Genomic DNA, 12875 nt, shown 5'->3' on the forward strand with positions numbered 1-12875 from the left:
CAGCCTCGATTCCAAGGAACCGAACGGCAAATATCGTGAATTCCTGATGGGTGAAACACGGTATGCTGCACTGACGCGTACTTTCCCGGAAGTAGCCGATCAGCTCTTTACGGAAGCCGAAGCTGCTGCTATGAAGCGGTATAAATTCTACAAGAGACTGGCTGCAGAAGTCTGATAGTCAGATTTATAAGAAAGACAATAGGAGCTGTCGCATGCATAACGGAGCGGCAGCTCCTATTGTTATACCTTCAAACTCATGAACGAGACTGTTGCATTAAGCGTAAATACGTAATGCGACAGTTTCGTTCTTTTTTTACAAAGGGCATTATCTTTTTTTTATGATTATTACAAGAGATATTGCTTGCAATGTTGAACATAGGATGTTACAATATAGCCGTAATCAGAAATGACGTACCTGAGGATTCAGAAAGGAAGGATAACATGACTGAAATGGTAACGAATGAAGTACCAGCAAGTAATGCCTATCTGGAAAAAATGAACAAGTTTTGGCGTGCTGCCAATTATCTGTCAGCCTGCCAGCTGTATTTATTGGATAACCCACTCCTGAAAAAGCCGCTTACGCCGGACATGATAAAAAAGAAAATCGTCGGCCACTGGGGAACTGTACCGGCACAGAATTTTGTATTCGTTCATATGAACCGCCTGATTAAACTCTATGACCTGGATTTGATTTTATTATCCGGCCCGGGTCACGGCGGAAATTTCTTCATTGCCAATGATTATCTGGATGGATCGTATAGTGAAATTTATCCGAATATCTCTCAGGATGAAGCAGGGATGCAGAAGCTGTTCAAACAGTTTTCCTTCCCCGGTGGCGTGCCCAGCCACTGCGCTCCGGAAACACCGGGCTCCATCCATGAAGGCGGCGAACTGGGTTATTCTATTGCCCACGCCTGTGGGGCTATTTTTGACAATCCCGACCTGATTGCCGCTACTGTCGTAGGTGATGGCGAAGCCGAAACGGGACCGCTGGCAACGTCTTGGCAGTGCAATAAATTCATCAATCCGATTACAGACGGTGTCGTACTGCCCATCCTCAATCTGAATGGATATAAAATTGCCAACCCGACTATCTTCGGACGCATGTCCCACCAGGAACTGGTCGATTTCTTCCACGGTTGCGGCTGGGAACCGTACTTCGTCGAAGGCGACGATCCCATGACGATGCACCGGCTGATGGCAGATACGATGGATACGGTCATTGCCAGAATCAAAGAAATCCAGGCCCATGCACGGCAGCAGAACGATGCCACACGCCCCGTATGGCCGATGGTCATCCTGCGCACACCCAAAGGATGGACCGGCCCGAAAGTAGTCGATGGCAAACGCATTGAAGGAAATTTCCTGGCCCATCAGGTGCCAATTGCCATGGATAAACCGGAACATCTGCAGCTCCTTTCCGATTGGCTGCATAGCTATCATGCAGAGGAATTATTTGATGAAACGGGAAAACTGCTCCCGGAATTGAGGGCACTGGCACCGGAAGGCGACCGCCGCATCGGTATGAATCCTCATGCTAATGGTGGTATCCTGTACCGAGAACTGCGGCTGCCTGATTTCCGTGACTATGCCTTTGACATTGGTAATCACGGGGAAAAAGACAGCCAGGATACGCAGAACCTCGGTCCGTATATCCGTGACATTTTCAAACTGAATGACGATGCAAAGAATTTCCGGATTTTCTCTCCCGATGAAAACAATTCCAACCGCTTCCAGGCCGTCTTTGATGTAGAAAATAGAGACTGGAATGTACAGGCAACGGCAGAAGATGATCATTTATCGCCGTCTGGACGCGTCATGGATTCCATGCTGTCGGAACACATGTGCGAAGGCTGGCTGGAAGGATATCTTCTGACTGGCCGTCACGGCTTCTTTGACACCTATGAAGCCTTCTCGCGGATTGTCGATTCGATGGCAGCCCAGCATGCAAAATGGCTGAAAGTCTGCAATCAGCTCCCATGGAGACACAGCATTGCCTCCCTGAACCTCATGATGTGCTCGACTGTATGGCAACAGGACCATAATGGATTTACCCATCAGGATCCGGGCTTCATGGATCATATGGCCAATAAAAATGCCGATGTCGTCCGCATTTTCCTTCCGCCCGATACAAACTGCCTCCTGGCAACCATGGATACGTGCCTGCGTACCCAGAATTTTGTCAATGTCATCATTGCCAGCAAGCATCCCCGTCCGCAGTGGCTCTCTATGGAAGAAGCGGTCAAACACTGCACCCAGGGTATTGGCATCTGGGACTGGGCTTCCAATGACCAGGGACAGGACCCGGATATCGTATTTGCCTGCGCCGGTGAAACGCCGACACTGGAAGCTCTGGCTGCCGTATCGATTTTGCGGAAAGAACTGCCAGAATTGAAGATCCGATTCATTAACGTAGTGGATCTGTTCAAACTCCTGCCTCAGACAGAACATCCCCATGGACTGACTGATGTCGAATACGACATGCTCTTTACCAAAGACAAACCGGTCATTTTCAATTTCCATGGTTATCCCAAACTGGTCCATGAACTGACCTATCATCGTCATAATAACCGTCTCATGCACGTCTGCGGTTATCGTGAAGAAGGGACTATAATGACACCGTTTGACGTGCGCGTACAAAATAATGTTGACCGTTTCCACCTCGTCCGCAGCGCTCTGAAACGACTCCCGAATCTTGGGAACCGGGGGGCTTACCTATTCCAGAAAATGAATGACAAGCTTGTTGAACACAAACAGTACATTCATGACAAGGGCGTTGATTTACCGGAAGTATCCCAGTGGAAATGGGAAGACTAATACATCACTAACCTCTTTCAGCATCACAAGACAAGAACTCCTGCCAGCACTGTATGGCAGGAGTTCTTGTCTTACTTCACAGAGTGTTTTTACTTGACGGATTACCGTGTGAAAGGGAACGGACTTGTGGTATAATTACATGATAAGCCTAAAAATAAGAGTGAATGAGAGATAGGATGACCATCATGAAATTAATATTCGTGGATTTTGAAATGAATCCCATCAGCAAGGAGCGCCGGCAGATACGAAAAATCTGCCCGGGAGAAATCATCGAAATAGGTGCGGTCAAACTCGACGAACAGGCGCAGGAAATCAGTAGCTTTAAAGAATATGTCCTGCCTAAATATGCGACAGAGATGGATGAGACTTGTCAGGAACTGACGGGAATCACCATGGACATGCTTCGTCAGGCCGACACGTTTGTACCGGCATTCCGGCGGTTTCTGGATTGGTGCAATGAAACCGGGGAAAATGATTATGAAATGTACGCCTGGAGTGAAAACGACTGGCGGCAGCTCCATAATGAAATGCGGCTGAAAAAAATCAATACCCAGTCGGACCGTGTGGCATGGATGCTGGGGCACTGGCAGAATTTTCAGCAGATATACTGCAATCTGCTGGGACTGGATAATGTCATTTCTCTGGACAAGGCAATCGAGACGACGGGGGAACCCTTTGACGGTCAGATGCATGACGCATTGTGGGATGCCCGCAATACAGCCAAATTATATATGTTGTCCAAAAAGAAAGAGGAATTTCGCAAAGTCATGGATTCCATCATCGAGGTAACGGCCTCGGCCGAACCGCTTACGTTTTCTATGGCAGAAGCCTTTAAAAAAGCCAGGAGATAAGGAAAAATAGAAGAGAAAGAAGGAAAGAGCTTTTGGGGGAAGTTGGTATCCGTATCATTTTTTTATTTATCGATGTGATCCTGCCTATGGCAGCCGGTTATGCGTGCAGACAGAAACAGTGGCTGGATGAAAAACAATGCAATATCCTTATCCGCATCAACATCACTATCATTACAACATTGCTGACGACGCTGACATTCTGGGTCCTTCCGATTAAGCCGCATCTCATGCTGCTGCCTGTTTTCATGGTGCTTAATGCATTTATACCTGTAGGGGTCATTTTTCTCTTTCACCGGCAGCGCAAATTCACATCCATGGCCGATCAGGGCAGTTATATCCTGGCGGCGCTCCTGACGAATCTGGGAACACTGGGCGGTTTGTGTGGCTATATCCTGTATGGTGAACGGGGCTTTGCTTATGCCCAGTTGACAGCCGTATTTCAGAATTTCGTCACCTTTTTTATTGCTTTTCCTCTGGGAGCTTATTATAAGTACAGTGCTGAAGCGGGCGGCCATCTCAATCTCGTTTCTATGAGCTGGCGTAAACTCTTTATCAACTGGAATCAGATGCCCGTCGTCGGCATGGCCCTGGGTATTGCCCTTTATGCTCTCGGGATTTCCAGACCACAAATACTGGATTATGCCTTTCAGGGGCTGATTCATATCGGGGCCTGGTCCGGGCTGGTACCGATTGGGTTCATGATAGAGTTTGCGGCTCTCTCCCGGTACTATAAGAAGACCTTTGACCTCGTACCCATCAAGCTGTTGGTGACGCCGGCTATCTGCTATGTCCTGGGCACATTCTGTTTCACCGATCCCGTTCTGATTGGGACGCTCATGATTCTCATGTCGATGCCGACGGCTATCTTTTCTCTCTTTGCCGTACGCTTATACAACCTCAATGTCAATCTGGCTATGTCCGCTTTTATTACGACGACGGCGTTTTATATATTCCTGTTTTATCCCGTTTTTTATTTTCTGGTCCACCTGGGATATCTTAGCTTTACCTGATTTAATGAGAGGTGACTTATGATTTTAATACTGAAGAAATCGTGGTTGTTTTTGTGCACAGCCTGTATCATGGCAATGTTTCTGGCCGGATGTGGTCATGCCGTCAACCTGACGGAAAAGCGCATTGACGGTATCGATTCCCAGATTACAATAGCACTGCCCGGCAATGCCCACGAACTGCCCCTGCCGGTCACATTGGATCCATTGACACAACGATACCTGAAGGGACAGCGTTTTTATGGGGAAATTAATCAGGGACTGCACATCGGAATTTTTACGGTCAGCATTGACTCGGGACAGATGTACAGTGACCTGCATCTGACGAATGGCCAGGCTCTGGGAAATACGCTCAGCGAAAATATTGAACGGGCGTCTCAGGCTATTTTAAGCAGCATTGATGCAGAAAATGTATCTGCCATGCAGGAAGCTGCCAGTGTTTCCGGGGAACATGCGGTGAAACAGACCTATACGTTTACCGCCGATGATAAACGGATGAAGGCGCAGCTGTTGGGATTTTCCCATGGCAACGCTACCTGGGTCATCCTCGTCGCCTGTGATGCCGATTCTAAGAATGCCCCGGCTATTGACGACATCATGAAATCTGTTACGATAACAAAATAATAGTACAGAAGGAGCGGCTTTCATATGAAACAGCCATGGTTTCGTATGAAAGCCGCTCCTTTACATTTGTCGTTTGCAGCGAGCAGAATCTTTTTGGGCCGTCAGCATGTTTGCTGTATGCGCTTGTACAAAGGCAGTTTTTGCAGATGTTTCAATGTCACCATGGCGGTGATGCCAATGAGTATGCCTGTTCCCGTTCCGGTAACTGCCAGTACGGGCAGGTACAGCATAATTTTCATGTTTTCTACGATGAAACATGCCACGAGGACCTGGCCGAAGTTGTGAAAAATGCCACCGGCGGCCGATACACCAATGAGGCTGAATTTGCCGCATTTCTGGAAAACCAGCATACTTCCCAGGCTGAGAGCGGCCCCGGATACACTGTAGAAGAAAGCGTTGATTCCGCCGCCAAAAGCGGTGGAAAGAATGATGCGGAGCAGGAGAATCAGGGCGACATCCCGTTTCCTGGGAAGGGCGTATAAGGCAATGACCGTAATCAGATTGGCCAGTCCCAGCTTGGCGCCGGGGGCGATGAACGGGACGGGAAGCATGCCTTCTACGATGTACAGTACCAGGGACTGGGCAACAAACAGGCTCAATATAATAAGGTGGAACGTTTTGTTCATAAGATACCTCTCTAACGGGCGCGGATAATATCGGGATCCGATGCATCATTGGCCTGGACTTCAACCATGACTTTATGGGGCAGACAGACGCTGGTCTGGCCGGGATTTTTCAAAAATCCTTCGTGGACGCATACCTGGTCAGGGCAATCGGCATCGATGATGGCAATTTCTTCATCGCGGATCAGGATGGTATTGTATCCGGATGATGTGCGGATAGTCAGTGTATCTGTCCCGTGGTGTTCCGATAAAGGAATCGTTTTGTATTTCTTGCCGTTTACATAGATGATGGCGTGTGTGCCATTGGCAGAAGCAGCCTGACCGCTGGCCCAGAATAAGGCGGCAGGGATACAGGATAAGATGAGCAGACTGACGATGAGGGCGACATCCCATTTTCGTATCATATATTCACTCTCCTAAAACCAGACAGCTTCCTGACCGGTCTGGATAAAACCTTGATGTTTCAAATGAATGACGTTTTCTGGAGGCAGATCTGTGAAGATGCAGAAACAGGCATTGGACTGGGCATTAGCTTTTATATAGGCATCATCAAAGGAAAGGAGCCGGTCCCCTTTCCGGACTGTCTGACCGTCTTTGACATAAAAGGTAAATCCCTTTCCATTTAGTACATCCGTCCCTATGCCGACCTGCAGCATATACTCCAATCCGTCGGTTGTATGCATGCCGATGGCATTTTTTTCTTCAAAAATAAAAAAGACGGATCCGTCACAGGGAGCATACAGAATGGATTCAGACGGATAGATAAAAAAACCGTCTCCTGTAGATTTATGGGAATAGAACGGATCCGGTGCTTCCGAAAGAGGATGGAGCATACCCGTACAAGGCGCGTAGAAAATATGAGACTGCGGAGATGGAGATGACGGTGGGATGATGCGGGCGGCTTCTTCACCGGCTGCGATGCGGGGGCCGGCACAGAGCCGAACCTCCCAATGTTCCGGCAGTTCTGGAAACAGACAGATGCAGGCATCGGATGTTGCCTTTTCACAGATGAGTTTTTTATCGAAAGTTAGCAACCGGTCCCCTTTTTTGACGTGCTGTCCTGATTCGGCAAAGACCGTAAATCCTTTTCCCTGCAGCCGGACTGTATCGATTCCGATGTGGAGCAGATATTCTGTTCCATCTGCCGCTGTCAGTCCTATGGCGTGACGGGTATCAAAGACAAAGGTTACCTCACTGTCACAGGGCGCATAGACCGTATTTTCTTCAGGGTATACAAAAAAGCCGTCACCGGTCATCTTTTGAGCAAAGGCTTCATCCGGTGCGTCCGTGATTGGGTGAAGTTCTCCTGTAAAAGGGGAATTGAAAGGAATAGGTGATTCGTGTTCCACTGCTGCTATACCTCCTGCTGTCCCATGCCGTCTCTGTCATATTGCTGTTTGACAGGGCACGTCATGAGAAGTACTATTATATTGTAACATAAACCGAAGGATAAAGTAATCTAAATATAGATGAGGGTGTGATTGTGATGGAACCGACTGAACCGATGGAAGACCGGAATACATGGTGCTTCGTATGCGGTAAAAAGAATCCGCATGGACTGCATCTGGACATGCATTTGACAGAAGATGGCTGTTATACCTGGTTTGTCCCGCAAAAACAGCATGAAAGTTATGATGACCGCATGCATGGCGGACTCATTAGTACACTTCTCGACGAAGTGATGGGGGATTTTATTTACCAGAAGACGGGGATACCGGCTTATACAGCCCGCATAGAAGTCCGTTTTCGCCATCCTGTGCGGATTGGGGAGAAAATTAAAATCGAGGGTAACGTAGTCCATCACCGGGGACGACTCTATGAAACGATGGGCAGGATTACCAAAGAAGATGGGTCCATAGCAGCCGAAGCGACTGCCAAGATGATGAGTGCCAAATAATGTATGGTACAGGATATATATCCGGAAAGGAGCGGTTTGTATGGAACAAAACGAACGATTGTATCAATTGAGTACACCTCTGTTAGCCGATGCCTGTATGCGTCTGGGAATCCCTGTGCGCTGTGCGCCCAGTAATCTGCAGGCACTGGAACCGGATATGCATTGTGTCGGACGGGTCTGTCCTGTCCGTCATGCAGGCAGTGTAGACATCTTTTTTGCCGCGTTGGAAGAAGCGCAGCCCGGCGATGTACTGGTCATTGATAATGGCGGTCGTACAGATCATGCCTGTGTTGGTGACCTCGTTGCCCGCGAAGTACAGGCTGCAGGTCTGGCGGGAATTATCATCTGGGGTCTGCACCGGGATACGTGGCAGATTCATGAAACGGGGTTACCGTTCTTTTCCCAGGGGCATATCCCTACCGGGCCCGTCAGACTGGACCGCCGGCCTGCGGCCGATGCTCTGGCCTGGGCCCGCGTAGGAGACTGGATTGTCGGTAAAAGCGATATCGTTGCAGGCGACCGCGACGGCGTCATCTTTTTGCCATCGGATAATCTGACGGACATCATCGAAGCGGGGGAAGCCATCAAAGCGGCGGAAGAACGGCAGGCAAAACTTCTGAAAGAAGGAAAGAGCCTGAGGGACCAGCTGCATTTTAAAGAATACCTGGCCCAGCACAGCGTGACCCCATCGTACAGCTTCCGTGACCATCTGCGCAAAATCGGCGGTGCTATAGAACAATAACTATGTAGATACATACTGCCTGCCCTGCTATCCGGGACAGGCAGTATGTATTTAAACTGATTTTATTCTCTTTCCGTCTTGCCTTCCCGGACATCCTGTGGTACTATACGCACAGGGCAGAAGATAATATCACCGTAGGTGAGTTATACTTTTCGTAGTGTCATTTGTTATATTTTTCACAACTGCCTGGATCCGAAGTGGACCGGGACGGTGACAGGGCAGGAGTTTGCCCGTTTTTACTTCGTTGTAGTATGCTTTCTGGCCCTGGCTGGAAAGCTTTTTCTTTTGCCCATAATTATCATTAGGGGGCATGTCTGATGCTGAAAGGAAAGAAAAAATTAGCAACTTTAGTAACGGTTTGTGTATTGGCAGGCAGCACGGCGATGGCTGCCGGTAGTCCGGCAGCGGTACCGGTGCGTACTGTTCCGGTCCGGCAATCGGCACCGGTGTCGGCGGGGACATCTGCCATTGATACATGGCGCACACAAAAGCAACTGGCGCAGGAAGAAACGATGGCACTTTTGTGGATGCGGTCTGCCGCAGAATACCGGGCACTTTGCTATCAGGGATACAATGCGGCTATGATGGAAGTGGATAAAGCACTGAGTGATCCGGCACGGAAGGGCAAAACGCTGGCTATTGTCCTGGACTGTGATGAAACGGTAACGGATAATACACCGGCTCTGGCAAAGGCGGCGGCCGATGGGAATGGCCAGTATAAGAGTATCTGGTGGCGCGATGTCGTTCATGAAGGGAAATCGGGCGCAATGCCGGGAGCCGTCGATTTTCTCCAGCAGGTAGATAAGAAAGGGCTGGCCATATTCTACGTATCGAACCGCTATGCGCCGGTCAATTATGAAGCGACAGAAGCCAATCTGAAGGCTCTGCATTTTCCCCAGGCAGATAAAAAACACATCCTGCTCATGGAAAAGAGCAGCAATAAACAACTGCGCTTTGATACGATAACGCCTGATTATGATGTTGTCGTGTATATGGGAGATAATGCCGGGGACCTTCCCATCGGGACGAATGGCAAGAGTCTGACAGAACGCAATCAGATTGTCGATGCGCACAAGGCCGATTTTGGAACGAAATACATCGTCTTCCCTAATCCCGTATACGGGGCCTGGGTCAGTGCCATTGCCAAGAATTATCTTACTATGACGCCGGAACAACGCGATGAAGTCAACCGGGAATTTCTGACAAAAACATATTAATGGATACAGCAAAAGATGGCCTCATGCCGTAATGACAGGGGGCCATCTTTTTTACGTATCTTTATTGATTGCGCTGATGGATGAAAGCGGCGTAATCGGCGATGCTGGAGAGTTCTTCCGGGGATACTTCCAAAAGAAGGCGGATGGTATCGACCAGCTTTGTTTCATATGGTGTATGAACTGGCTGTATAACCGTGGAAACGTCCGGCCCAGCCGTGCTGGTCAGATTTTCCATGCTGGTATGGAAATAGGCAGCGACATCCTTCAGCCGGTCCTTGCGTGGAAATTTTTCTTCCTTGAGCCAGGCCGACAGGGTCGTCGGTTTTATCCCCAGGTCCTGACAGACTTGTTTTTTTGTCAGCTTCTGTTGGGCAAGCAGCTGCTGGAGATGGCAGCTGAAATTTTTTTTCTTTTCATCGTTTTTCATATCGGTCTTCCTTTATCATGAGATACGGAGTTTAGTATATCACAAAAGGAAGTAAAATGAAACAGGTGGAACCGAAAGACCTCGTTAAAAGGTCAGAGTTTCTCCGTCTGCCGGTATATAGATGGTGTGGGGGAGTCCGGCCAGTTCCAGCTGCTCCTGCAATATACGACGCGTAAAGAGATTGTGGGGGACGCTGTCCAGGTGGGTGGCGATAATCTGTGCTGTCGGGAGAGCGTGGTGCATGGCCAGCAGGTCGCCCGTGTCCATGATGAGACGCCCGCAGTTCTGCAGTGTTGCCGCTCCCGTATTTGCGATGATGATATCGGGCTGATAGGTGGATACAACTTGGGCCGTGCCATCGTACCAGATGGTATCGCCGGTCAGATAGAGCGTTTTCTCTCCGGGAGCCTGAAAAAGGACGCCGCTGGAAATGCCGCTGGGCTGATTGGTGCCATGGCGGCCGGGAGTACGGCGCAGTGTAATGGATGAGAAACTGAGCGGATCCGGAGACAGAAGGCGTACATCCGTAAAGCCTGATTGTGTCAGGACTGCGGCATCGGCTTCGTTCTGGACAAAGACGGGAAGGTGTTTGGGGAGCGGGGCTCCGACCGTATGACAGGTCATATCCACATCAATGTGGTCCGGATGGATATGGGTGATGATACAGGCATCGACATAGGATAAGATGGTGGATTTAGGACAGGGAAGGGGCTTCATGGGCATGGGAATAGCGGCCTGAGATGCTGTCAGAGGCTGATTGCCGCCCCAGTCCCGGAAAGAGCCGGCTGTTCCCGTATCGGCGAGCCAGGGGTCGATGAGAAATGTCGTATTACCGATAGTGATGCGCAGTGTAGCGCTGCGGATTTGCTGAATATTCATAACGATGACCTCCTGTAACATGGGATAGGAAATGATGCACCGGTGTATAGGTTTAGTATACGCAGGACCGGTCAGAACACAATAGACAACTGGTGCGGAATGGAACAGTTCCTGACAGATTCGCGTTTTTGTCAAGTTATAGCGGGATGTGCCGATGATTTTCTGATTTTTTCTATTGACGGTATCAAGTTTTGTTTCCTATAATGAGAGCAACTCGTACAGATGATGCAAAAAAGAGGTGGCAGGGATGAGCGGGAAGAAGCCGTATAAGAGTGACCGGCGGACACGGTATACCAGGCAGGTCATTAAAGATACATTCCTTACTATGCTTCAGGAGTTTTCTTTTGAAAAGGTGACGGTGACAGCCTTATGCCGCCGGGCAGACGTGACGCGGGCTACATTTTACCTGCACTACCGGGATGTATACGCCGTACTGGATGAAGTCATTGCCGATGCTCTGGAAATAGCAGAACAGCAGTCGCCACTTACAGATGAAAAACGGCGGGATGAACTGGCCCGGATTGCGCGTACAGGAAATGAACAGGCGCTGCGCAAGCAGTATGAGCTGCTGCCGGCCTGTCACCGGGCAGCCCATGCGCCGGCGTACAAGGCACTCTTTGAAGATGAGAGTTTGGCCGGGTATATTCTGGAACGCATATATGAACTGGAAAAGAAGAAGATTCCCGGCTTCATGCAGCAGTATGGCCTGAGCCGGGAAGAAGCAGAAGCCGTATTTACCTTTGAAATGTATGGCGCCTATGCTGTGAATCGCCATCATCACTGGAAGAAAGATGATGCGTGGTTTCACCTGCAGATGCTGCTTCTGCGGTTCGTTACGGCCGGTGAAGCAGGTTTACAGAAACAAAAAGACAGGTCAGGCTGATTATGGCAGGGCGTTTTCTCCTGTGTTATGATGAACGTATCAGAAACAGGTTCGTATTGAATGAGGAGGAATGAGGTATGAAATGTTATGTTGTCGATGCGTTTACGAAAGAAGTATTCAAAGGAAATCCGGCTGCTGTATGCGTCATGGATTCCTGGCCTTCCGATGAACTGATGCAGAACATCGCCATAGAAAATAATCTGTCAGAGACCGCCTTTACGGTAAAGGAAAAAGACGGATACCGCCTGCGCTGGTTTACGCCAGGCGGAGAAATCGACCTCTGCGGCCATGCGACGCTGGGAACATCCTTTGTCCTGGCAAACTTTATCGAACCACAGTGCCATACCTTCGTCTTCCATACATTGAGCGGCGTGCTTACGGTGACCCGGAAAGGTGAGCTGTTCTCCATGGATTTTCCCGCTTATGATATGAAACCGGTGCCTGTGACCGATGCCATGGAAAACGCGCTGGGAGTCCGCCCGGTAGAAGCATACATGGCCCGGGACCTTCTCTGTGTACTGGAAAATGAAACACAGGTCCGGGAATGCCAGCCCGATATGGAAAAACTAAAACACCTTGATGGACTGCTGTGCAATGTTACGGCAAAAGGAACGGAGTATGACTGTGTCAGCTGCTCCTTTGCTCCCAAATTATCCGTGCCGGAAGACCCGGTATGCGGCAGCGGGCATTGTCATATTATCCCGGTCATGGCAGAAAAACTAGGTAAGAGTGATTTAGTTGCCTATCAGGCGTCACGCCGTGGCGGCGAATTGTACTGCCATATAGAAGATGGTCACATCGCCATGGCTGGTTATGCGGTCTTGTATTCGGAAGCTGACCTTAAAATTTGATTCATTGTGAAAATATAAAAGGGGGATTGTACCGGCATGAGAGGTTACTCATGCTGG

General features: G+C 49.3%; 14 protein-coding genes. 9 read left to right on the top strand and 5 right to left on the bottom strand.

Features of this window, described 5'->3' with window-relative positions:
* Positions 1-441: 441 nt before the first annotated feature.
* The 4 genes from B4H10_RS05350 (at position 442) to B4H10_RS05365 (ending at position 5299) form a co-directional block, all read left to right on the top strand.
* On the top strand, positions 442-2817 hold the full coding sequence (locus tag B4H10_RS05350; protein WP_292018335.1) for a phosphoketolase family protein: 2376 nt from the start codon (positions 442-444) through the stop codon (positions 2815-2817).
* Positions 2818-3002: 185 nt separating this feature from the next.
* On the top strand, positions 3003-3668 hold the full coding sequence (locus B4H10_RS05355) for a 3'-5' exonuclease (protein ID WP_059077130.1): 666 nt from the start codon (positions 3003-3005) through the stop codon (positions 3666-3668).
* A 32-nt stretch (positions 3669-3700) separates the two neighbouring features.
* Complete coding sequence (locus B4H10_RS05360) at positions 3701-4678, top strand: AEC family transporter (protein WP_292018336.1); 978 nt, start codon at positions 3701-3703, stop codon at positions 4676-4678.
* Between the two features lie 18 nt (positions 4679-4696).
* Positions 4697-5299 carry a hypothetical protein gene (locus B4H10_RS05365; protein WP_292018337.1) on the top strand — a complete coding sequence of 201 codons (603 nt, stop codon included), beginning with the start codon at positions 4697-4699 and terminating at the stop codon, positions 5297-5299.
* A gap of 101 nt (positions 5300-5400) precedes the next feature.
* Here the strand turns inward: B4H10_RS05365 and B4H10_RS05370 are convergent, their stop codons facing one another.
* Genes B4H10_RS05370 through B4H10_RS05380 form a run of 3 tightly spaced genes read right to left on the bottom strand, consistent with a single transcriptional unit; the run spans position 5401 to position 7271 of the window.
* Positions 5401-5925 carry a Gx transporter family protein gene (locus B4H10_RS05370; RefSeq protein WP_292018338.1) on the bottom strand — a complete coding sequence of 175 codons (525 nt, stop codon included), beginning with the start codon at positions 5923-5925 and terminating at the stop codon, positions 5401-5403.
* Positions 5926-5936: 11 nt separating this feature from the next.
* A complete protein-coding gene (locus tag B4H10_RS05375; RefSeq protein ID WP_075581857.1) occupies positions 5937-6326 on the bottom strand; it encodes a NusG domain II-containing protein in 390 nt (129 codons plus the stop codon).
* Positions 6327-6338: 12 nt separating this feature from the next.
* Entirely contained in the window at positions 6339-7271 is a 933-nt protein-coding gene (locus B4H10_RS05380) for a PTS sugar transporter subunit IIA (protein WP_292016900.1), read from the bottom strand.
* Between the two features lie 137 nt (positions 7272-7408).
* Between B4H10_RS05380 and B4H10_RS05385 the strand changes: the two genes are divergently transcribed.
* The 3 genes from B4H10_RS05385 (at position 7409) to B4H10_RS05395 (ending at position 9778) form a co-directional block, all read left to right on the top strand.
* Positions 7409-7819, top strand: a complete 411-nt coding sequence (locus B4H10_RS05385; protein ID WP_292018347.1) for a PaaI family thioesterase — start codon at positions 7409-7411, stop codon at positions 7817-7819.
* A gap of 40 nt (positions 7820-7859) precedes the next feature.
* A complete protein-coding gene (locus B4H10_RS05390; protein WP_170086996.1) occupies positions 7860-8561 on the top strand; it encodes an RraA family protein in 702 nt (233 codons plus the stop codon).
* Positions 8562-8878: 317 nt separating this feature from the next.
* On the top strand, positions 8879-9778 hold the full coding sequence (locus B4H10_RS05395; RefSeq protein ID WP_292018339.1) for a 5'-nucleotidase, lipoprotein e(P4) family: 900 nt from the start codon (positions 8879-8881) through the stop codon (positions 9776-9778).
* A 61-nt stretch (positions 9779-9839) separates the two neighbouring features.
* On the opposite strand, the gene B4H10_RS05400 is transcribed toward B4H10_RS05395, so the two are convergent.
* Entirely contained in the window at positions 9840-10205 is a 366-nt protein-coding gene (locus tag B4H10_RS05400; RefSeq protein WP_292016903.1) for a helix-turn-helix domain-containing protein, read from the bottom strand.
* An 84-nt stretch (positions 10206-10289) separates the two neighbouring features.
* On the bottom strand, positions 10290-11084 hold the full coding sequence (locus tag B4H10_RS05405; protein WP_292016904.1) for an MBL fold metallo-hydrolase: 795 nt from the start codon (positions 11082-11084) through the stop codon (positions 10290-10292).
* A 247-nt stretch (positions 11085-11331) separates the two neighbouring features.
* On the opposite strand from B4H10_RS05405, the gene B4H10_RS05410 reads away from it, so the two are divergent.
* Positions 11332-11967 carry a TetR/AcrR family transcriptional regulator gene (locus tag B4H10_RS05410; RefSeq protein ID WP_292016905.1) on the top strand — a complete coding sequence of 212 codons (636 nt, stop codon included), beginning with the start codon at positions 11332-11334 and terminating at the stop codon, positions 11965-11967.
* A 77-nt stretch (positions 11968-12044) separates the two neighbouring features.
* A complete protein-coding gene (locus B4H10_RS05415) occupies positions 12045-12818 on the top strand; it encodes a PhzF family phenazine biosynthesis protein (protein WP_292018340.1) in 774 nt (257 codons plus the stop codon).
* Positions 12819-12875: the final 57 nt, after the last annotated feature.

The sequence above is a fragment of the Megasphaera sp. UBA4382 genome (genome assembly GCF_002391155.1).
Classification (GTDB): domain Bacteria; phylum Bacillota; class Negativicutes; order Veillonellales; family Megasphaeraceae; genus Megasphaera; species Megasphaera hexanoica.